This is a genomic window from Alloyangia pacifica (assembly GCF_900116195.1).
GTDB lineage: Bacteria > Pseudomonadota > Alphaproteobacteria > Rhodobacterales > Rhodobacteraceae > Salipiger > Salipiger pacificus.
In genome coordinates this window covers 195,738-217,178 of record NZ_FOZW01000008.1, presented here as the reverse complement: position 1 = coordinate 217,178, position 21,441 = coordinate 195,738, and the positions used below count along the sequence as shown (strand labels likewise).

Below are 21,441 nucleotides of genomic sequence, written 5' to 3'. Positions count from 1 at the left end.
CGTCAAGACCCGTGCAATATCGGAGATTGCGCGACGATCACCGCGCAAAACACCTCAGAACGCATCAAATTTCTAGGGAGGAGATCAGATGCAGACCCCCAAGGGACTTTCTCGCCGCACCCTGCTGCTCACCGGCGCCGGTGCGCTGGCCGCGCCCTTCATCGCGCGCCCGGCCCTCGCCGCCACAAACCTGCGCTACGGCCACAACAACGAGGTCGCCTCGGTCGCCGGCGCGCAGGCCGACTGGTTCGCCGAGGCGCTTGGTCAGACCTCGGGCGGCGACATCGCGGTGCAGGTCTTCCCGAACAGCCAGCTGGGCAAGCTGCAGGAGCTGGCCGAGGCGGTCTCGCTCGGCACCATCGCCTTCTCGCACAATACCGCCGGTGCGCTCGGCTCGCTCTACCAGCCCTTCGCCGCGCTCGACACGCCCTACCTCTACCGCGATGTGGACCATCTGATGAAGGTGACCGACGTCGACGGCCCGGTGATGCAGGAGCTGAACGAGGGTCTCATCGCCGCCGCCAACGTCCGCGTGATCTACGCGCATTACTTCGGCCGCCGGAACCTGACCTGCAACAAGGCCGTGATGTCCCCCGAGGACCTCGCCGGCGTGAAGATCCGCGCCGTGCCCTTCCCGATCTACACCACCGCCGTCGAGGGCATGGGCGCCGTCGCCGTGCCGGTCGACTGGTCCGAGGTGCCGACCGCGCTGGCCACCGGCGTGGTGCAAGGGCAGGAGAACCCGGTCAACGTGGTGCTCAACGTCAAGCTCTACGAGGTGCAGTCCCATCTCATGCTGACCGGGCACATGTCGAACGCCGAGGTCGTCGTGATGAACGAGGACACCTGGCAGGGCATGTCCGGCGCCGAGCAGGACGCCGTGCGCGAGGCCGCACTGCAGACCCGCGAGAAGGCCACCAAGGCGATCCTCGACAATGAGGAAGCCGAGACGCAGCAGCTGCGCGACCTCGGCATGACGGTGATCGGCGAGGAAGACGGGCTCGACCTTGAGGCCTTCCGTGCGTCGGTCTCCAAGCTGGTCGACGAGCGCTTCGGCGGCGAATATGGCGATCTCTACGCCAAGATCGCGGCGGTCGCCTGATGCCGGGCACGTCCCCGACCAAAACCCCGGGCCGCGCGATCCTCGCGCGGCTCACCGATGCGGGCGTCTGGCTCGGCATGGCGCTGCTGGCGCTGATGGCGGTGCTGGTTGTGCTGCAGGTGGCGGCCCGCAACTTCATGGACCTCGGGCTGCCCTGGGCCGACGAGCTGGCACGCTTTGCCTGCATCGGCATGGTCTTCGTCACGATCCCGGCGCTGGCCGGACGGCAGGTGATGGTCGCGGTGACCATGCTGCCCGACATGGCCAAGCCAAAGCCACGCCAATTCATGATCCTGCTCGCCGACCTGGCGACCCTCGCCTTCGCCGCGCTGATGCTGTGGAGCTTCGCCGAGTTCCTGCCCCGCGCCGGCAAGTTCCTGACCCCGGCGCTGCGTGTGCCGAACTGGGTCTACTACAGCCTCGCGCTGACCGGCAGCCTCTTCCTCTGCGCCGTCGCGCTGCACCGCGTCTGTGGCGCCCTGCGCCGCCGCGACCCCAGCGCCGCCTTCCACGACTACCGCGACGAGACCGGACAACCCACATGAGCCTGATCCTCCTGAGCCTTTTCGCCGTGCTGCTTGCACTCGGCGCGCCGATCGCCGTGTGCCTGGGCCTGTCCGCCGCCGTGGTCATCGTGATGGAGGGCCTCCCGGTCTCGGTGCTGGCGCAGCGCAGCCTGAACGCGCTCGACAGCTCGCCGCTGCTGGCCGTGCCGCTCTTCATCTTCGCCGCCGCGCTGCTCAACGCCACGGGCGTGACGACCCATCTCTTCGACCTCGTGCGCATGCTCTTCGGCCGCATCCGCGGCGCCGTGGCGCAGGTGAGCGTCTTCGTCTCGCTGATCTTCTCGGGGGTCTCGGGCGCGGCGCTGGCCGACATCGGCGCGCTCGGCGCGATCCAGATCAACCAGATGACCGCGCAGGGCTACCGCAAGGAATTCGCCGCCGGTCTCACCGTCGCCGCCGCCACCATCGGCCCGATCTTTCCGCCCTCGATCCCGATCATCATCTACGCCTCTGTCGCCAACGTCTCGGCGGTGAAACTGCTGCTGGCGGGGATCATCCCGGCGCTGCTGCTGACTGCGCTCCTCATGGCGCAGGTGGCGATCATCGCCCGCGTCAAGGGCCTGCCCCGCGACGAGGTGAGCGCCAAGCCGCGCGAGGTGATGAACAAGGCGGTGATCTCCTTCCCCGCGCTGATGGCCCCGGTGCTACTCATCGGCGGGCTGATGAGCGGCTACTTCGGCCCCACAGAGGTCGCCGGCGTCACCGTCGCCTACGCGCTCTTCATCGGCTTTGCCATCTACCGCAGCCTCACGGGCCGCGCCGTGGTGGGCGCCCTGCGCGAGACCGTCGAGGCCAGCGCCAACATCCTTTTCGTCGTTGCCACCGCCGCGCTCTTCGCCTGGGTGCTGACGCTCGATCAGGTGCCGATGAAGGTCTCGGCGCTGCTGCTCGGCGTCTCGGACAACCCGCTGGTGCTGCTGCTGCTGGTGAACATCCTGCTGCTGGTCGTCGGCATGGCGCTCGAAAGCATCGCGGCGATCCTGATCATCGCGCCGATCGTGGCGCCCGCGCTCACCGCCGCCGGGGTCGATCCGCTGCAACTCGGGATCGTCTTCGTGCTGAACCTGATGATCGGCCTGCTGACCCCGCCCGTGGGCATGAGCCTCTACATGATCTCGATCATCTCGCGCATGCCGATCACCCAGGTGATCGCCGGGGTGATGCCCTTCTTCATCCCTCTGCTCCTGTCACTGCTCGTGGTCTCCGCCGTGCCGGCGCTCTCCACGTGGCTCCCCGAATTCCTGATGAACTGAGGTTCCCCATGAGCACCCTTCTTGGCCCCATCCGCCAGCTCGGCTACGTCGTCGACGACATCGAGGCGGGCATGAAATACTGGTCCGAGACCATGGGCGTCGGCCCGTGGTTCTACAATCCGCAGGTGCCGATCGAGGAGTATCTCTACGACGGCCAGAGCTACCAGCCGCACAACTCCGTGGCGCTGGCCAACTCGGGCGAGATGCAGGTCGAGCTGATCCAGACCCGCAACGACGTGCCCTCGATGTACCGCGACTACATGCAGAAGGGCCTGCGCGGCCTGCAGCACGTGGCCTTCTGGACCAAGCAGTACGACGCCGACCTCCAGATGATGCTCGACCGCGGCTTCACCTTGAAGATGTCGGGCTGCGTCGGCCAGAACGGCCGCTTCGCCTATTTCGCCGAGGAGCATCACCCGGGCACCTGCATCGAGCTGTCCGAGGTTCTCGGGCCGAAGGGCACAATGTTCGACATGATCCGCGAGGCCTCCGAGGGCTGGGACGGCTCGGACCCGGTGCGCCCCTTCCCGGATCTCAGCAAGCTCTGAGGCAACGCATGGACCGGATCATCGCCGACTATCTGCTGGAAACCCCCTACCCGCTGGCCGAGGTGGCGGCGATGATGGCGGGCGAGCAAAGCTCGGGCACCTTCGTGCGCGTCGCCGGGGAAACCGACGAGCTGCGCGCCCGCGCCGCCGCCGAGGTGCTCTCTATCGAGGAGCTGGACAGCGTGGACAGCCCCACGCTGCATTCGGCCTATGTCGCCCGCAAGCAGCCCTCCGGCCCCTACCGCAGGGCACGGGTGCGCATCGCCTACCCCGTGGCCAACATCGGGCGGAACCTGCCGACGCTGGCGGCGACGGTCTCGGGCAACCTCTACGACATCGGCGAGATCACCGGGCTCAAGCTGCTGTCGCTGGAGATCCCCGCCGCCTACCGCGCCCGCTACCACATGCCGACGCGGGGCATCGCGGGCACCCGCAAGAGCCTCGGCGTCCAGGGCACGCCGATCTTCGGCACGATCATCAAGCCCAACGTCGGCATGCGCCCCGAGCAGATCGCCGCGCTGGTGGACCAGCTCTGCGCCGCCGGGGTGGATTTCATCAAGGATGACGAGATCTGCGCCGATCCCGACATCGCGCCGCTGGAGTTGCGCGTGCCCGCCGTCATGGCGGTGATCCGCAAGTGGCAGGACAAGACCGGGCGCAAGGTGATGATGGCCTTCAACATCACCGACGAGACCGACGCCATGCGCCGCCATGCCGATCTGGTGGCCGCAGAGGGCGGCTCCTGCGTCATGGCCAGCCTCAACTGGTGCGGCCTGTCGGGCATGGAGAGCCTGCGCGCCCACACGCCGCTCGCCATCCACGCGCACCGCAACGGCTTTGGCGCCATGAGCCGCCACCCGCTGCTCGGCATGGGCTTTCAGGCCTACCACGCGCTCTACCGGCTCGCCGGGATCGACCACATGCACGTGCATGGCATCGGCGGCAAGTTCGTCGACACCGCCGAGGAGGTCACCGAGGCCGCCCGCGCCTGCCTCGCGCCGCTCTGCGAGGGCGGCCCGGATGATCGGGTCATGCCCGCCTTCTCCTCGGGCCAATGGGCCGGCACCCTGCCGCAGACGCTGGAGGCGGCGCAATCACCCGACCTGATGTTCATGTGCGGCGGCGGCATCCTCGCCCACCCGCAGGGACCGGCGGCGGGCATCGCCTCGCTGCGCGAGGCCTACGCGGTGCTGCAAGAGGGGGGCACGCTGGCCGAGGGCGCATCGACCCGCCCGGCGCTGGCCGCCGCGCTCGACTTCTTCGGAAAGCGCTGAGATGGGCGCGCGGATCGTCTTCGTCGGTGATGATTTCACCGGCGCTTCGGACAGTCTTGCCACCTATGCGCGCGCCGGGCTGCGCGCACGCATGGTGGTCGGCGATGCCGAGAGCCGCGGGCTCGACGTGCTCGGCCTGCCCACCGACCTGCGCTCGCTGCCGCCCGCGCGGGCGCGGACCGAGATCGCCGCGCTCTGGCCGCGCATTGCCGCAGAGGATCCGCAGGTGCTGCACCTCAAGGTCTGCTCGACCTTCGATTCCGCGCCGCACGTCGGCTCCATAGGCGCGGCGGCGCAGGAGCTGATCGCCCGCTTTGCGCCCGACGTGGTGGCGGTGATCGGCGGTCAGCCCAGCCTCGGGCGCCATTGCGCCTTTGGCACGCTTTTCGCCCGCGGCCCCGACGGCACGACCCATCGCATCGACCGCCACCCGGTGATGAGCCGCCATCCGGTCACCCCCATGCAGGAGGCCGACCTGCGTCTGCACCTCGCGGCGCAGGGGCTGAATGGCCTGTCGCTCGTCGCGCTCCCCGATCTGGGTGACCCCGAGGCGGTGGCGCAGACCCTGCGCGCCGGGCCCGCGCTGATCGACGCCACCCGCCCCGAGGACCTGGCCCGCATCGCCGAGGCTCTGCGCCTTGCCGGCGGGCGGCAGCTGCTCATCGGCGCCAGTTCGGTGGCCGAAATCCTCGGCGCGGGCGCGGAAGACGCGCGGCCCGAGCCCCCCTGCCCCGCCCCGGCGTCCCGCAATCTGCTGCTCTTCGCCGGCAGCCGGTCGTCCACCACCGCCGCACAGGTCGCGGCGGCACGTGCCTATGCTCCGCTCGCCCTCCCCCCCGAGGCGCTGCGGCAGGGCGCGCTCATCGAGCCCGCCGCCGAGCTGCTGCGCGGCGGCACCCCGACGCTGGTGCACCTGCTGCCTGAGGCCGACTACGGGCTGTCCCCGGACGCGCTGGCCGACCGCTGCGCAGATTTCGTCGCCGCTGTGCTGGCGCGCACCGAGGTCGGCTACCTCGGCCTCGCGGGCGGCGACACCTCGAGCCGCATCTGCGTGCGCCTCGGCTTCGGCACGCTGGCCTACGAGCGCGCGCTCGGCCCCGGCGTCTGCATCTGCGCCGCCAGCCACGCCGATCCGCGCCGCGACCGGATGCGGGTGATGCTCAAGGGCGGGCAGATGGGGGCAACGGATCTCTTCGACCGTTTCGCGGACACCCGGCAGGACTGAGGCTCAGTCCCGCGCCCCGCTCGCCGCGTTGGCGGCATCGATCCAGCCGGCCGCGAAATCGATCAGTTCGGCGTAGCCGCAGAGCCGGCACTGCGCCTGCCCCAGCAGCGCCTTCCGGACTGCGCCCGTTGCCTCGAGGGCCGCGCCAGCCCCCGGGAACAGCCGCCCCATGTCGTCCGCCACGTCCGGCGTCTCGCACCAGGGCGCGTCGCCCGGGCCGGTCTTGAAACGGCGCAACTTCGTGCGCCGGTGCGCCGCTAGCGTCTCGGCCGTGTGCAGCGCCGAGCAGCGGGTCCAGTCCACCCCGATCAGCAGCAACTTCATCCCCGGCCGTGCCCGCAGGTGATCCAACGGCGTGCCCGGCCCGCAGGCCCAGGCCAGCGCGTGCGGGGCGCGGTAGCCTGCGGCATCGCACCCGTTCAAGCAGACCGACACCGCCGGGTGATCGCTGCGCAGGGTCCCGGGCCAGAGTCGGAACGTCTCGGCGATCACCCCCATGCCGTCCGCCGGCGAGCGCTGCGGGTCGAACCCCGGCACCGCCGACTCGATCCCGGCCACGGCCCCTGCCGAAAGAGCCTCGCGCGACAGTTCTGAGGGGAAGTAGGCCTCCGAGGAAAACCCCGGCATGGCCACCAGCCCCTCCGGCCCGACCGCCCCCAGCAACGCCTCGACCACCGCGCCCGCCCCGCCCGTGACCGGGCCGATGGCGCGCATCGAGGCATGCACGAAGAGCCCGTCGCCGGGGTGCACGCCCATCTGGCGCAGGTCGTGCAGGAGCATCTCCCTGGTATGGCTCCGGTCGGTCTCGGGGCGGGTCATGCCGGGACGGTGGCACCCCCACGCCCTCCGCGCAAGCGCCTGTGCCCGCGCGCAAAAGAATACCGGCCGCGCCATGGCGCGGCCGGCTCCCGGGGGTGCGGTGCCCCCGTCCCCGCGTGGTACCCGGTTCCGCAACCGAGCCCCCGCAACTCATCTCAGGCGATCGGCAGATCGCCGAATTCCCCGGCGCTCACCAAGGGGAAGGAACTGGGCCCGAGACCGGTGAAGGTCGGCACCACCTCGTCGGCAAGGGTGAAATTACCGGTGCCGTCATTGAGCAGAAGGTAAATCCCGCTTTCCGGAGCGGTGTCCTGCGTCGCCAGGATCAGGTCGAGATCGCCGTCACCGTCGAAATCTCCCTGCGCCGTGAGCTGCCCGGTGATCGTGGGATCGAGCGAGAGCTCGACCATGTCGACCGAATCCCCGACCGGAACGAAGTCGATCACCCGCAGGCCCGGGTCCAGCCCCGCACCCGGATCGTCGATCGAGGCGCTGACCATTTCCACCCCCGGCGTGCCGTCGAAATCACCGACCTGCAGCAGCCCCACGCCGTTCAGCTCGGAGTTCACCAGCGAGGCGTAGAACCCGCCCGGATCCTGCCGCGCGCCGGTGCCGTCGCTGAGATAGGCGTAGATGCCGCCACCGTCGCTGACCGCCACGAAGAGCACGTCGAGATCGCCGTCGTTGTCCAGGTCCGCCGGGATCTGCAGGCCGTTGCCGTCATCGCTGGCGCCGTAGAGGCCGGTCACATCATAGCCCCCCGCCCCGTCCGAGATCATGATCAGCGTGTTGCTGAACTCCCAGTCGATGCTGAAAAGCAGATCGAGGATGCCATCTGCGTTGATGTCCGACAGATAGACATCCGCCCCGCCCTCGGTCAGCTCGCCCCACGTAAATTCCGGCGGAAAGGGCACCACGGTCTTGGTGAAGCTGTCGTCGCCGTCGTTGAGAAACAGGATCAGCTCCTGCCCGGCAACCGAGGTCGCGGTGAAATCGATGTCACCGTCGCCATCGAGATCGCCGGCATCTCCGAAGTTGAGAATATACCGAAGCTCGTCGGCGTTCTCACCATAGACGCTGTCGATCGGGATGACGAAGGGTTCGGTGACCGCGCTTGCAGTGCTGAAGCCACCCGCGCCGTCGTTCTCGTAAACCCTGGTGCTCAGGTTGAAGATCAGCTCGTCGGGGGTCGGATCGGGCAGCGGGGACGCTGGGTCCGGAAAAGCGACCTCGAGGAAATCGAGGTCGCCGTCCCCATCCACGTCCACCGCGTAGTGCCGCGCCTGAGAGTAACTCGTCGGCGCGGCGATACCGGTGGCGAGCTCGGTGAAATTGCTGGCACCGTCGTTCAGCGCCACATGAATCTCGCCGTCGCGGTAGTACCAAAGGTCCGGCGGCGTGCCGGAGACGGGTGCCGCCGAGGTGAACTCGAGGTAGTCGACGCGCAACGGCTCGCCGCCGTCGCCCTGCCCCACCAGTTCGATGACGTCGCCAACCTCCAGTTCCAGCCCCTCGATCAGATGCGTTGCCCGGCTGGCGGTGCTGGCGATCGACGCGCCGCTCGCCGCGTCCCAGTCGAAATCCGCCACGATCTCGCCGTTGACCAGAACTTGCAGCCAGGACACCCCGTCGGTCTCATCGAAGTAACCTACCGTCAGATCGAAGGCCCCCTCCTGCTGCACGGTATAGCTCGCCCGCGCGGTGCCGCCGCCGAGGTGCTGCAGCGTCTGCCCGCCCGAGGCCGCGCCATTGTTGCCGATGGAAAAGCCCGAGAGGATCTGGAGATCCTCGGCCTCGATCACGAAGCTCTCGCCGATGGCCGGAGTGGCCGAGGCGGTGATTTCGAGCGCATCGGTGCGCAGCGGCTCGCCGCCGTCCTGTGCACCGCGCAGCTCGATCACGTCGCCGGGTGCCAGCACCAGCCCAGCGACCGAATAGTCGGCCGCCGCCGCCCCGGTCACGATGACCGTGCCGCTCGGGCTGTCCCAATCGAAAGCTGCAACCACCGCGCCATTCACCAGAATCTCGATATAGGAGACCCCATCCGTTTCATCGAAATAGCTCAGTTTAAGATCATAAAGTCCGGCTGGCCCGGAAAATACCCCACCCGCCCGCGACGCGGCTGCCGTCGCCTGAAGATAGGACCCGGCAGAGGCATGAGGGTTTGTGACCGCGGAGAATCCCGTCGCGATCGACAAATCCTCGGCTTCGGTCAATCCGGGGGCAATTTCCGCGCTAAAAGCGAAATCCGGAAAATTGAATATCGATGAAGCGGAATATATGTGAGGCATTTTATTGCCCTCTCGTATAGGAAATCACAGAAATGAATTAACATCGAAAAAATGTCCCTACAGAGTGCGCCTCCCCGACCAAAGCGTCAACTCACCGCTGCCTATCGGCGGTTCTTCGCGCAGCCCGAAGATCGCGAAATGCGGCAGCGGCGGCACCGGCCCGGAGCCGCCGCGACACAGATCCCGCGCCGCAACGAGGTGCCGCACCGAAACAGTTCCTGCGGGTGCCCGCATGTGTCATTGTCTTCGGGGTCTTCTCCTGCGTGAACAGAGCACATCATGGTCCGTGACTATTCGGCTTTCCTTCCCGGCGCTTCCGCCTCGCAGCCCTCGGACCGCGCGCTGACGGCGCTCGAGTCGCTGGGCTGGCGGCCGTTCTTCGCGCAGCAGATCGACGCCGAGGCGCTGACCGAAACACCGCCGGTTCGGGTGCTCTCGGTGCACCGCAGCGGGCTCCAGGTGGCCGGAGACGGCATCGAAGAGCTGATCCCCCCGGGGCCGGAAGCCACGGTCGGCGACTGGCTGCTGTTCGACCGCGCCCTGCCCCGCAACAGCCGCGTGCTGGACCGCGCGAGCCTGATCAAGCGCCGCGCGCCCGGTCATGACTGGCAGGTGCAGCTGATCGCCGCCAATATCGACACGCTCTTCGTCGTCACCTCCTGCAACCAGGATTTCAATCCGGCCCGGCTTGAGCGCTACCTGGCGCTCGCCTTCGATGCTGGCATCGAGCCGGTCATCCTGCTGACCAAGACCGACCTCGTGCCGGATCCCGCGCCCTACGTGGAAGAGGCGCGCGGCCTCTCGGACCGGGTACCCGTCGTGGCGCTCGACGCCCGCGGAGAAGCCCCGGCGCGCGAGCTGGCGGAGTGGTGCCGCCCCGGACGGACCGTCGCCTTCGTCGGCTCCTCGGGGGTGGGCAAGTCGACGCTGACCAATGCGCTGGCGGGCTCGCTGGCGATCGCCACGCAGGCCATCCGCGAGGACGACGCCAAGGGCCGCCACACCACTACCCACCGCGAGCTGCACCCGGTCCCCGGGGGCTGCCTGCTGCTCGACACGCCGGGCATGCGCGAGCTGCAACTGACCGATGCCGCTGCCGGGATCGCCGAGCTTTTCGAGGATATCGAGGAGCTGGCGGCGGGCTGCCGGTTCCGCGACTGCGCGCATGAGACCGAGCCGGGCTGCGCGGTGCGCACGGCGCTCGACGCGGGCCAGATCGACGCACCGCGCCTCGCCCGCTGGCGCAAGCTGAAGGCAGAGGACGCGTTCAACTCCGCCAGCCTCTCCGAGCGCCGCGAGAAGGACCGCGCCTTCGGCAAGATGGTGCGCGGCGTGATGAAGCAGAAATCGCGCCAGAAGCGCTGAGGGACGGCCTCAGACCCCCGTGTTCGCCAGCACCACCGCACCGCTCCAGCCGAGCAGCGCGATACCGAGCGGCGTGCTGATCCTCCGCCCCCAGGCAAAGTTCTTCTCCACCGCCATCACCGCGCCGAGCAGCAGCATCCAGCCAAGGTTGCCGGTGCCGACGACGAACATCAGCAACATCAGCGCCCAGCAGCAGCCGACGCAGAACAGCCCATGCCGCCAGCCGAGGCGCAACGCGTTACGATACTCCCTACGGCCCTGCCAGTGCTCGATGACGAAGCTCATCGGCATGCGGCAGCGTTCGAGGCAGCGGCGCTTCAGATCGGAGAACTGGAACACCCCCGCCCCGGCGATCACCGCCGCCCCCAGCGCCCAACCGTTGAAGGTCAGCCAGTCGCTGCGGCGCACCAGCGCAACCAGTCCCAGATCCGCCAGATGCGCCACCGCGCCAAAGACCATCCAGGCTCCGAGGTAGCCGCAGATCACCAGCCCGATCAGCGCCAGCCGGTCGCGCCTGCGCCGTACCAGCCGTGCGTAGACGTCGAGGATCGGCAGGGTCGTCGGCAGCATCATCGCCCCGAGCATCAAAACCCAGCCCAGCACGTAGAGCGCCGCGGGCAGAAGCGACTCGCCAAAGGGCAGCGCCGCGCAGATCGCACCCGCGAGGCCGATCTGCATCCAGTCGCCGTGCTCGAGGTAACGCCCGTAGGGGCTCTGCGACCAGACCCAGAGCAGCAGCCAGGCCAGCGCCGCCAGCGACAGGCCGAAGCCGTAAAAGGCGCGGCGGTGATAGAGGCTCCGCATCGGCCCGCAGTCAGGCGGATTCGAAGCGGAACGAACCCTGGATGGCGTTGGTCTTCTCGATGTCGAGATCGATCCCCACGCCCGGGTCGTTCAGCCGGAAATACTCGGCCTTGGAGACATAGGCCGGAGCGCCGGGAATGGTGGTGAAGATGCTCTCGTTCAGCGTGGTGACTTCGCCGGTGGGGCCGCGGTAAGGCTCCATCTCGGCCTCGAGCACGCCGTCGATCTTCAGCATCCCCTTGCCCTCGACGAGGGTGAAGGTGATCTCCGCCCGCTTCGGCTCCAGGTCCTCGCCGATCAGCTGCGCCAGATCGGCCAGCGGCCCGCCCCTGCGCCCCTGCAGCAGGTCGATCGCCGCAGCGCTCTGCTCGTTGCTGGCGCTGGCGTCGATGTAGAGCTGGCGCTTCCAGTTGCCGTCGAGCACGTTGCCCGGGATCTTGCCGACCCCGGCGATGACCACGCCGCTCATGTCGACGCCGTCGACCTCGCCGGAGTTGATCCGATAGGCCAGCGTCGCGTCGCAGTAGCCGTTGTCCGGATCCTCGCCGATCCAGCACGGGCAGAGCACGTTGCAATTGCAGACCTCGAGAAGGTCCCCTTCGATGGAATAGGACATGGAAATTCCCCCAGGAATAGGCTGCCCCGCGGCAGCGCCAAGACAATGCCTTCGGCGTCGCGAAACGCTGCGACAGGTACTTGTCCGGGTTCCTTGCCCAGCCACAGGGTAACACGGATCCGCCGCGACGTGAATCGCCCGCTCCGTGTCAGCAGGCCAGACCGGCCGAACCGACCGGGGGCCGCGCGCTATTCGTCGCCGACAAAGAACGCCGGGCGGATGACACGCAGGGTGATCGCCCCTACGCCGGTCAGCACCAGCGCCAGCACGAAGAGCCAGCCGAGGAAGGGGATCAGCCCGATCACGCCCGCCACCAGCGCCCCGAGCCCTGCCGCGGCGGAGCGCTCGCCGATGCTCCGCGGCTCATCGCGTCCGAAGGCGAGGAACAGGCCCACGCCGAAGGCATAGGCGGCCACCACGTAGCCGGCAAAGCCCCCCGCGACCGCAAGTAGCACCATCGCCGGTGTCAGAAGCAGGCCGATCAGTGTCAAAGCAAAGAGCACGCCCGCCCCGATCACCGCCGATTGCGTCACGAACCCCAGCCAGAGCGTGTGGAACGGCCGCTCGAGGATCTGCCGCCGCATCTCGGCCAGCCGCTCGGGCACCAGCGCGGCGATCAGCGCACCGAGCGCGGCGATACCCACCACCCCGAGCAAGAAGCCGACGACGGCGCGGTGCCAGTCCGGCGGCCGCGGACCGTCCCAGTCCTCGACCTCGCGGCGCACGATGCGGCTTTCGGCGGCCACCCCCTCCGGCACCTCCAGCGTGCCGGGTGTCTTCTCGTAGACCGTCAGCTGCCCGCCGATGCGGGCCGCCTCACCCCAGTCCACCCGCTCCGCCGCGAGACTGACGTCGCCCGAAACCTGCGCGTCGAAGCGGACCTCTTCGCCCGCCAGCATCGCGTAGCCGGACACAGGGCCGTCAATCTCCAGCTCCGATCCCGCTGCGCGCAGGTCGCCGCCAACTCCTGCCACGCGCAGCGCCCGACCGAAGAGCGTGGCGTCGCCCGACACAGCGCCGCGCAGCGTGATCCGCTCGCCCGCGGCGTAAAGGTCGCCGCCCACCGCGGCGTCCACCGTCACTTCGCGCCCGGCCAGATGCGCCGAGCCCGAGATGTCCTCGCTCACCGAGACGGTCTCGCCGGCCATGAACAGATCATCCGTGCCGGGACGTTCGAGCGCCACCGCCCGGCCCGCGCGGAAGGCATCCGCGCCGATGTCGAAAGCTGTCCCCCCGTCCTCCGCCAGAGCGGGGCCCGAGAGCAGGCAGGCGGCCAGCACGGCACACAGTCGCAGTCGTCGCATGGGTCCTCTCCCTCTCGCGAGTCCCGCTACCCTAGGGTCGCCTTTCGCCCCTCCGCCTTGCGACAGGTCAATGCAAGGGGCCCATGGGCCCCTGCCCCACCGAGCGCACTGCAATGTTCGGCTGCCTCCCTGCCCCGCTGTGCCGGGCAGATGAGGCTTTCGCCGACTCGCCTACCTCACTAGCCTGCTCCGCGATTGCATTATTTCTCCTGCCGCGCCCGCCCCCTGCCCCGCGGCCATATTTCCGAAGACCCGATTGAAGAACGGACTGCCCGATGACCGCTGCCGAGGAAATCCTCCGGAATCTGCCGCAAGCCGCCACGCTCACCCTGATCCTCGTCTTCGCGCTGATCGTGCTGCAGGAGGCGGTGAACGGCTTTCACGACGCCGCCAACGCGGTCGCCACGGTGATCTACTCGAACTCGCTGAAACCGGTGCAGGCCATCGTCATGGCGGCGGTGATGAATTTCCTCGGAGTGATCCTCGGCGGCACGGCGGTGGCCTTTTCGATCGTTTTCCTGCTGCCCACGGAGATGATCGCCGGGATCAACACGCTGCACGAGGCGGCCCTGATGCTCGCGTTGATCGGCACGGCGGTCTGCTGGAACCTCGCGACGTGGTACTACGGCATTCCCAATTCCACCACGCATACCTACATCGGCGCGGTGATCGGCGTGTCCATGGCCCATGCGCTGCTGGTCGGCGCACCGGTGGCCGAGCAGCTTAACCTGCACGAGGGCCGCAAGATCCTCGTCACTCTGCTGATCTCGCCGATCTTCGGCTTCGCGATGGCCTGGGTGATCTACAAGCTTATCCGCCTCACCATCCGAAGCCCCGAGATCTACCGCCCCCATGCCGAAGGCGTCCGCCCGCCCGGAGGCATCCGCCTGAGCCTCATCGCCGGCGCCGCGGGGGTCTCTTTCCTGCATGGCTCGAACGACGGGCAGAAATCCATCGGGCTCATGCTGATGGCGCTGATGGGGCTCGCGCCCGGCGTCTTTGCCATCGACCCGGTGCGGCACGAGGCCAGCTACAGCCGCACCCTCGAGGTGATCGCCGAGCTGCGCGACGTGGTCGATGCGCATCTCACCGACCCCGAGGTGCCCCGCGCCGCGCTCTACCGTGCCCAGCTTCTGCACCTGCGCGATGTCGCCGACCGCGACTTCACCGGAGAGGTGGTGACGGAAGAGGAGCGCATCCGCTTCCGCAGCGAGATCCTCGACCTGCATCAGGCACTCGGCAAGGCGCTGGACAACCCCTTCCTGACCGAGATCCTAACCCCCTCGGAGCTGCGCAAGCTGAACGATGCCTATGACGCGATGTCCCGGCTGATCGAAAAGGTGCCGACATGGCTGGTGATGCTCTCAGCCATCGCGCTGGGGGCCGGCACGATGGTCGGCTACAAGCGCATCGTCGAGACGCTGGGCGAAAAGATGGGCGACAAGCACATGAGCCCGGCGCAAGGTCTGGCGGCGCAGGCCGCCGCCATGGCATCGATCGGGGCGGCGGATTTCGGCAGCGCGCCGGTCTCGACAACCCATGTGCTGACCTCGGGCGTTGCCGGGGCGGTGCAATCCTCGGGCGACCGGATGCAGATGCAAACCGTCTCGCGCATCCTCATCGCCTGGGTCACCACCCTGCCCGGCACCATCATGCTGTCCTTCTCGGTGGCACTGCTGCTGCACGTGATGCTGGTCTAAAGCGCACGATAGAGACATGCCAAGCGACATGTGTGAGGTAACAAAATACCTTCATGCTCCGGAGCGACGCCCGGCTGACAATCCCCCTTAGCCCAGCAGCGCCACCATCAGGCCGCCCCAGAGCGTCAGCAGCACCTGCGAGACAGGATAGGTCGGCGCGTAGCCCAGCACCGGCAAGGGGCTCTGCGCCCGCGCCTGCACCGCCGCCATGGCCGGGGTCGCAGTCTGCGATCCGGCCAGCCCGCCGAACAGCACCACGGGGTTCATCTTCAGCACGAAATGGCCAAAGAGCGCCCCCACCGCCAGCGGCGCGATGGCCACCGCGAAAGCCAGCAGCGGCAGCAGAAGCCCCGCCGATTTCAGCGCCGGGACAAGGTCCGGCGCCGCCTGCAATCCGACCATGGCGATGAATGCCGCCAGCCCCAACGTGGTCATCAAAGACACCGCCGCGTCTGGGATCTGCCCGAACAGCGGAAAGCGGCTGCGCATGTAGCCGGTGGCGAGCCCGGCGAGCAGGATGCCGACGCTGGTGCCGAGGCGGATCTCGATCCCCGCCAGGGTGACGTGGATCAGCGTGCCGACCAGCCCGCCGAGAAAGATCATCAGCCCCAGCACCACCACGTCGGTCGACCTTGGCGGGGTGACCTCGCGACCCACCTGCGCGATGGTGCGCGCCAGCAGCTCCTCGGGACCGATGAATTTCAGGACGTCGCCGCGCTCTAGCCGGATTCCCGGCGCGACCGGAAGGTCCACCGCGGCGCGGCTCAACCCCTCGAGGTACATGCCCCGCGCCCAGTCCTGCCCTCCGAGCGTGCCCAGGGTCATGCCGATCACCTCGCCTTGCGTGACCATGACGCGGGTCGCGCGGAACGGCAGGTCCAGAAGCTCGGCATCGGCAAGCTCCTCCGAGGCCCCGGCCAGCAATTCAATCACCCCTTTCGCCTGCCCGCTCACCGCGAGGATGTCGCCGGCGTGCAACACCGTGTCCAGCTCCGGGGTGATCAACTGCCCGCCCCGGCGCAGGCGCAGCACGTGGAGGCGGTAGGCGGCGTGATCGGCTTCGGCCTCACCGAGCGTCTGGCCCACGACCGGCGAGCCCGCTGGCAGGCGGTAGGCGCGGAACGGAAAGCGCTGGTAGCCCGGGATCACGCCGCTGCGGTCCTCGCCGATACCGAGGCTGCGGCCGAGCTCGCGCGCCTCCTGCACGAGATCGAGCCCCAGCAGTCTCGGCCCCATGTAGCTGCAGAACCAGATCGCTGCGGTCGAGCCGATGATGTAGCACACGGCGTAGCCCACCGCGACGTGCGAGGTCAGCAGAGCGCGCTCGGCCTCGGGCAGCGGCAGGTGCGAGATCGCCTCACCCGCCGCGCCGATCGCCGGGCTCTGGGTCAGCGCGCCGGCCATCATCCCCGCCCCGAGCCCCGGATCGAAGCCGCCGAGCCGCGCCGCCAGCAGTGCCACGAGCAGCCCCGTGAGGCTGACCACCAGCGCCAGCAACACCGAGTTGGCCCCGACCTGTCGCAGCGCCTGCAGGAACTGCGGCCCCGCCGAATAGCCCACCCCGAAGAGGAAGAGGTCGAAGAGAAAGCTCTTGGCCGTGCCGGAGACCGGCACCACGCCGACCTGCCCGATGATCAGCCCGGCGAAGAGCGCGCCGGCCACCGGGCCAAAGGAGAAATCGCCGAGCCGCAGCGCGCCGAAGGCATAGCCGAGCGCGATGGTGAGAAAGATGGTCAGTTCGGGCTGACCGGTCAGGAAGTCGGTGACGAAGGTCATGGACGCAGTCCCGCCGTGGCGTTGGGGTGAAAATGTCTTGGGTCGAAAATCTCCCTGCGATCCTCCGGAAGCCGGCCGCGCGGGGCAATTAAAAACTGCGGTACCGGGCTTTGCGGCCCCGCGCCGCGTACTTGCAGCCTGCCCCTTTGCTCAGCTCTCCGCCCCCCACGGGTCGCCGGCACACAATCGAGACGCAGGATCCGCGTTGTCAGCCGTTCAGCCTCCGCCCGCGCTACGAACAGGACCGCCGGACGGGTCACCTCTCGCTCGAATCCGGACACCAGCCCGACAACGATGCGCAGCACCCTCGACGTGCCAATGCGCTTGGCGCGGAAATTGACCGTGACGGCTGGCAATGCGGCGATGTGAGCGCGGCCAGAACGCTCTTCAGAACGCCGGTCCTTCCTCGGTGCGCCTGCGACCAATGCTCGCCGGGTAGAGCGCAAAAGGGCGCGGCTTGCCCCGCGCGACACGGCAGGCTGGACCTTACGCAGGAGCTTGCCTCATATGGCGCAACACGCTTCCCGCAGAAAGGCCGGACATGACCGATACGCAGAGCCCCCAGATCACCCGCGATCTCTACCTCGAGGACGTCACCGTGGGTGACCGTTTCGTCAGCGGCGAGCACGCGCTGGATGCCGAGCAGATCAAGACCTTTGCCGCGCAGTACGATCCTCAGCCCTTCCATCTCGACGAGGCGGCGGGGGCGCAGAGCCTGTTCGGCGGGCTGGCGGCGAGCGGCTGGCATACGGCGGCAATCACCATGAAGCTCTTCGTTGCGTCCATGCCCTTTGCCGAGGGGCTGATCGGCGCGGGCGTCGAGGTGACCTGGCCCAAGCCGACCCGGGCCGATGATGTGCTGCACGTGGAAAGCACCGTGCAGGAGATCAAACACTCGCGTTCGCGGCCGGGCCGGGGGATCGTCACCGTCGAGACGCTGACGCTGAACCAGGACGGCGAAATTCGGCAGCGGCTGGTGTCCCGGATGGTGATGTTCTCGCGCCCCGAGGGCTGAAACGTCCTAAATCGCCGGATTCACCGCAAGTGATTGCCAGAACAGAGGAATTGTCAGCCGTCAAGATTTTTAACCACCTGAAAATACGCGTTTTTTCAGGTTGTCAGCTGACAATTCCCCGCATTTCCCCGCCGCGATAGCGCTGAAAGCATCGAAGTTACGGAGAACGCGCCATTTCGGGCGATCTGTGTCAGCCGTCGCAGGTAGGCACCGGGCTTTCGGATGTCCTCATGACGCTCAAGCAGGCACAGCAGGGTTGCCGCGGCGCGTTCCGCCCCCATGATCCGCTGCGCTTCGTGCAGCACCGGAGGCTCGATCCCCATCATCGGCGCAAGCCTGTTCGAGATGGCGACAAGCTCGTGCCAGCCCTTCGGCGCGTCGGGAAAGAAAGAGCGATATTCGCTGCATGTCTCGGCGATCATCGCCAGGGTGAGGCGCACATCCTTCTCTGCACTTCCCGAGCTCTCGACAGGCGCATCCTTCGCGATCCGGGCGCTGTCAGAGTCAGAATAGGATCTATCTGATTCCTGTATGTGCCGCTCATTTTGGCTGTTGCTGGCGCTCAGTTGAGCGGACTCTCTGCCGTGGTGGGTGAGGATTTCGACGGGCGCGGCCTTGGAACCGGCGGCCGGAATCTCGGCCTCGAGACGGGTGACGATGGCCCGCAGACCCTCTTCAGAGCACTTGCGGCGCAGCAGCAGGCGGGCGGCTTCGAGCAATTCCTCCGGAGCCTCCTGGTCGAGAAGTTGCTGGCGCAGCATGCCGAGCCGGGCGCGCAGCACGGCCATCCGTTCGCGGCGCAGGGTGGCCTCGGCGACGGCCCGTTCAAGCGCAGCGGCGGCGCGGGCGAGGGGGGAAAGGTCGAAGCCGAAGGCGATGCCGATCTCGGCCCCGGCGCGGCGGGCGAATCTCTTGCCGTTCGGACTGTCGTGACGGCTGACAATGCCGCTCTCGACCAGCTTCGCCAGATGCCGACGCAGCGTGCTCTCGGGCATCCCCGAAAGGCGCTCCGAGAGCGTGCGGTTGGAGGGGAAGACGATGGCGCTGCCGGGCTCGGCGGGCAGCTCGCGCTCGGGCCAGAAGCTGAGCAGCGCCTTCAAAACCGACAGCGGGCGATGGCCGAGACCGAAGTCCTCGGCGGCTGTCGTCAGGTCGCGCAGAAGCGCCCACTTATCGTGGGAGCCGACCTGCGCCGTCAGGCAAGCCGATACCGGCCGCCCGACAGGGTGTCGGGACGTGTCCAACATGCTTTTTTTCACGAAAGACAACAAATTTCCTGCCCCACACCTCGATGTGGAGTTGACAGGGACCGGTGCTGGCGGCTAACTCAAATTGCTACTTTCGAGAAGGGCCTTCCGGGATCCGTCCTGGGGGGCTTTTCTTTTTTGTCGCCTGTCCTCTCGTGCCTCCGTTGTTGTCTACTGCTCTCAGTCTTCCGACCGGGTACTTTGCCAGCGGTCGTGAAGTTCCTTGATGATCTCTTCGGCCTGGCCGTCGAGCCAGCGGTCGAAGCCGTCCGCCGTGCGCGAGGGCACGGTCAGCGTCAGCCCGCGGGAATTGCTGCGCAGCTCGGCCAGCGCCGCGCCGTTGCGCGCGCGCAGGGTGCGCGGCCGCGGGGCAGGGGCCTTGGCGGCGCTCGCCTTGCGCTGGGTGGCGGCAAAGACCGCCTCGAAGCGCGCGTCCGACTCCAGGCCCTCGAAGCCGGGCTCGGCCATGGCCTCTTCGGCGCGGGTCGCCGCGGCGGAATTCTCCAGTGCCTTGGCCAGCGCCATCCAGCGGTCGCGCCCGATTCCCGGGGCCGAGCCGATGCGGCGCAGGAAGGGCAGAGAGAACGCCGTGCCTACCTTCAGCATCCGGCTGACCATCGGCAGGTCGATCGACAGGGCCGCGGCGATTGTCTGCCGTTCATAGCCCGAGTCCTGCAGTTGCGCGGCAAAGCTCGCCTTTTCCACGAAACTCAGGTCCTGGCGCGAGGTGTTTTCCTGGCCCTGCGCCATGACCAGCGCGTGGTCGTCGAGTTGACGGACCATCGCCTTGACCTTCATCCCCAGCTCGCGCAGCGCGCCGAGGCGGCGGCGACCGTAAACGATCTCGAAACGGCCGTTGGTCTTGGGATGCGGTCGCAGTAGCACCGGAACTTGCTGACCGTAGGTCTGCAGGCTCTCTTTCAGCTGTGCCTGCGCCGCTGGATCGAGACCGAGACGGTCCTCGATCCCGGCGTCGTCGATGAGATCGGCCTCGATCTCCTGCACCGCGTTTTCCTGCAGCTTCGACAGCGAGCTCTGCAGTGCGCCGACCGCCCCGCGCGGCATCATCCGCGATTCGGCGGGGGTCGGTTTACGCTCTGTTCCGCCGCCTAGGGTCGAAATCCGTGGTTCCAGAATGCCTTTGCGTGCCATCAGCGTCCCCATGCTTTCTGAATGAGAGACTCGACCTCATCGTTGACCTGATTCAGTGAATCCACCGCGCGGTCGTAGGTGTTGCGGTGGAACTGCGAGCGGTCGACCTCATAGAGCGTCTGCGTCGTCAGCCCGGCGTCCGAGATCGCGGTGGATTTCAGCATCGAGGCCACCATGACCTCCTCGCCGAAGAGCTGGCGCAGGAAGGCGACGACCTGCTGCTGCGGGCCGTCGTTGGGCTCGTAGCGGTTGATCAGGAAACGCAGGAAGTCGAACTCCATGCTCGCGCCGGCATTCGACACGACATCGAGCAGATCCGCGCTCATCTGCAGGAACTGTGACATCGAGGCGATGTCGAGCATGTTCGGCACGATGGTGATCAGCACACCGGTCGAGGCACAGAGCGCCGACATGGTCAGATAGCCCAGCTGCGGCGGGCAATCGAAGATGATCACATCGTAATTTGCCTCGACCTCCTGCAACGTTGCGGCCATGCGCGCGAAGAAGGGCGGCTGCATGTTTGCCATCAGCGCCTGCGGCGTCTCGTGCTCGAATTCCTGCAGCATCAGCCCGCCCGGGGCCAAGTCGATGCCGGTGAAATAGGTCTTCTGGATGATCTGCGACATCGGCACCGGATCGTCGTAGCGGATCGCGTCGTAGATCGTGCCGGAATGCAGGAAATCATACTCGGGGCGGTAGCCGAAAAGCGTGGTCAGCGAAGCCTGCGGGTCGATGTCGACCGCCAGCACGCGGTATCCCTTCAGTGCCAGACGCTGTGCGGTGTGGATCGAGCTGGTGGTCTTGCCCGAGCCGCCCTTGAAGTTGAGGAAAGACAGCACCTGCACCTTGTCGCCCTCGCGGCGGCCGCGCAGATAGGTGCCCTTGGTCTTGGCGGTGTTGTCGAGGATCTTGCGAATCTCCTGCAGATCCTCCCCGGAATAGTGTCTTCTTCCGCCCGGCGTGGTATGCACTTCGGGCACGCGGTCCTCGAAATGCAGCTTGCGCAGGAAGCTGGGGGAAATGCCGAGCAGTTCGGCCGCCTCTCCGGCGGAAAAGCGGCGGAGTTCCTTTCGCGCATCGGGTGCGAAGACCTTGAGCATATGGTCTTCGAGCGCCGCGCTGATCGCTTCGGCGTTCTCCCGCACGCGGGCATTGATATGAATCGGTTCCGCCACTGCTGCCCTCTGCTTTCCCGTTTTCTGGGTAACGCTGTTTTCCGCCAGCGCTTTTATTACCGTTTCTTTACGCAAGAGCGAGCGCGTTTGTCCACAGATTCCTGCGAGGGCGGGGCAGGGGGGTGACGCCAACATCTTGGGACTCTTCGCGCGGACCGCGCAAGACACGGCGTAACTACTTGTATTGGAACAAATTATTCTTGCTTCTT

18 protein-coding genes are annotated in these 21,441 nt (G+C 67.5%); 9 read left to right on the top strand and 9 right to left on the bottom strand.

Going from position 1 to position 21,441, the window contains the following annotated elements; all coding sequences use genetic code 11:
• Positions 1 to 88: 88 nt before the first annotated feature.
• Genes BM397_RS17785 through BM397_RS17760 form a run of 6 tightly spaced genes read left to right on the top strand, consistent with a single transcriptional unit; the run spans position 89 to position 5,968 of the window.
• Positions 89 to 1,102 carry a TRAP transporter substrate-binding protein gene (locus BM397_RS17785; RefSeq protein WP_092427369.1) on the top strand — a complete coding sequence of 338 codons (1,014 nt, stop codon included), beginning with the start codon at positions 89 to 91 and terminating at the stop codon, positions 1,100 to 1,102.
• Positions 1,102 to 1,647, top strand: a complete 546-nt coding sequence (locus BM397_RS17780; protein ID WP_092427367.1) for a TRAP transporter small permease — start codon at positions 1,102 to 1,104, stop codon at positions 1,645 to 1,647. Before BM397_RS17785 ends, BM397_RS17780 begins: the two co-directional genes overlap by 1 nt.
• Complete coding sequence (locus tag BM397_RS17775) at positions 1,644 to 2,921, top strand: TRAP transporter large permease (protein ID WP_092427365.1); 1,278 nt, start codon at positions 1,644 to 1,646, stop codon at positions 2,919 to 2,921. Before BM397_RS17780 ends, BM397_RS17775 begins: the two co-directional genes overlap by 4 nt.
• A gap of 8 nt (positions 2,922 to 2,929) precedes the next feature.
• Entirely contained in the window at positions 2,930 to 3,469 is a 540-nt protein-coding gene (locus tag BM397_RS17770) for a VOC family protein (RefSeq protein ID WP_092427363.1), read from the top strand.
• An 8-nt stretch (positions 3,470 to 3,477) separates the two neighbouring features.
• A complete protein-coding gene (locus BM397_RS17765; protein ID WP_092427361.1) occupies positions 3,478 to 4,743 on the top strand; it encodes a ribulose-bisphosphate carboxylase large subunit family protein in 1,266 nt (421 codons plus the stop codon).
• Between the two features lies 1 nt (position 4,744).
• Positions 4,745 to 5,968, top strand: coding sequence for a four-carbon acid sugar kinase family protein (locus tag BM397_RS17760; RefSeq protein WP_092427359.1), 1,224 nt, complete (start codon positions 4,745 to 4,747; stop codon positions 5,966 to 5,968).
• 3 nt (positions 5,969 to 5,971) lie between these two features.
• Here the strand turns inward: BM397_RS17760 and BM397_RS17755 are convergent, their stop codons facing one another.
• Positions 5,972 to 6,787: an AAC(3) family N-acetyltransferase gene (locus tag BM397_RS17755; RefSeq protein WP_176806745.1), complete on the bottom strand. Its 816-nt coding sequence runs from the start codon at positions 6,785 to 6,787 to the stop codon at positions 5,972 to 5,974.
• A 155-nt stretch (positions 6,788 to 6,942) separates the two neighbouring features.
• Entirely contained in the window at positions 6,943 to 9,003 is a 2,061-nt protein-coding gene (locus tag BM397_RS17750; protein WP_176806743.1) for an FG-GAP-like repeat-containing protein, read from the bottom strand.
• 354 nt (positions 9,004 to 9,357) lie between these two features.
• Here BM397_RS17750 and rsgA point away from each other — a divergent pair, with 354 nt between their 5' ends.
• Complete coding sequence (gene rsgA, locus BM397_RS17745) at positions 9,358 to 10,443, top strand: ribosome small subunit-dependent GTPase A (RefSeq protein ID WP_092427353.1); 1,086 nt, start codon at positions 9,358 to 9,360, stop codon at positions 10,441 to 10,443.
• Positions 10,444 to 10,452: 9 nt separating this feature from the next.
• Here rsgA and BM397_RS17740 read toward each other — a convergent pair whose 3' ends face one another.
• The 3 genes from BM397_RS17740 to BM397_RS17730 form a co-directional block, all read right to left on the bottom strand.
• Positions 10,453 to 11,247 carry a DUF2182 domain-containing protein gene (locus BM397_RS17740; protein WP_092427351.1) on the bottom strand — a complete coding sequence of 265 codons (795 nt, stop codon included), beginning with the start codon at positions 11,245 to 11,247 and terminating at the stop codon, positions 10,453 to 10,455.
• Between the two features lie 10 nt (positions 11,248 to 11,257).
• Positions 11,258 to 11,863, bottom strand: a complete 606-nt coding sequence (locus tag BM397_RS17735) for a DUF1326 domain-containing protein (protein ID WP_092427349.1) — start codon at positions 11,861 to 11,863, stop codon at positions 11,258 to 11,260.
• 188 nt (positions 11,864 to 12,051) lie between these two features.
• Complete coding sequence (locus tag BM397_RS17730; protein WP_245696139.1) at positions 12,052 to 13,167, bottom strand: DUF8173 domain-containing protein; 1,116 nt, start codon at positions 13,165 to 13,167, stop codon at positions 12,052 to 12,054.
• Between the two features lie 275 nt (positions 13,168 to 13,442).
• On the opposite strand from BM397_RS17730, the gene BM397_RS17725 reads away from it, so the two are divergent.
• Positions 13,443 to 14,867 (top strand): inorganic phosphate transporter, encoded by a 1,425-nt coding sequence (locus tag BM397_RS17725; protein ID WP_092427347.1) that lies wholly within the window; start codon positions 13,443 to 13,445, stop codon positions 14,865 to 14,867.
• Between the two features lie 87 nt (positions 14,868 to 14,954).
• Here BM397_RS17725 and BM397_RS17720 read toward each other — a convergent pair whose 3' ends face one another.
• On the bottom strand, positions 14,955 to 16,643 hold the full coding sequence (locus tag BM397_RS17720) for an aspartate-alanine antiporter-like transporter (RefSeq protein WP_092427345.1): 1,689 nt from the start codon (positions 16,641 to 16,643) through the stop codon (positions 14,955 to 14,957).
• 541 nt (positions 16,644 to 17,184) lie between these two features.
• On the opposite strand from BM397_RS17720, the gene BM397_RS17715 reads away from it, so the two are divergent.
• Positions 17,185 to 17,658 (top strand): MaoC family dehydratase, encoded by a 474-nt coding sequence (locus tag BM397_RS17715; RefSeq protein ID WP_092427342.1) that lies wholly within the window; start codon positions 17,185 to 17,187, stop codon positions 17,656 to 17,658.
• A 95-nt stretch (positions 17,659 to 17,753) separates the two neighbouring features.
• On the opposite strand, the gene repC is transcribed toward BM397_RS17715, so the two are convergent.
• The 3 genes from repC to repA all read right to left on the bottom strand — a co-directional run bounded on the left by repC (position 17,754) and on the right by repA (position 21,232).
• Complete coding sequence (repC, locus tag BM397_RS17710) at positions 17,754 to 18,905, bottom strand: plasmid replication protein RepC (RefSeq protein WP_092427340.1); 1,152 nt, start codon at positions 18,903 to 18,905, stop codon at positions 17,754 to 17,756.
• A 180-nt stretch (positions 18,906 to 19,085) separates the two neighbouring features.
• Positions 19,086 to 20,057, bottom strand: a complete 972-nt coding sequence (gene repB / locus BM397_RS17705) for a plasmid partitioning protein RepB (RefSeq protein WP_092427497.1) — start codon at positions 20,055 to 20,057, stop codon at positions 19,086 to 19,088.
• Positions 20,057 to 21,232, bottom strand: coding sequence for a plasmid partitioning protein RepA (repA, locus tag BM397_RS17700; RefSeq protein WP_092427338.1), 1,176 nt, complete (start codon positions 21,230 to 21,232; stop codon positions 20,057 to 20,059). Before repA ends, repB begins: the two co-directional genes overlap by 1 nt.
• Positions 21,233 to 21,441 lie beyond the last annotated feature (209 nt).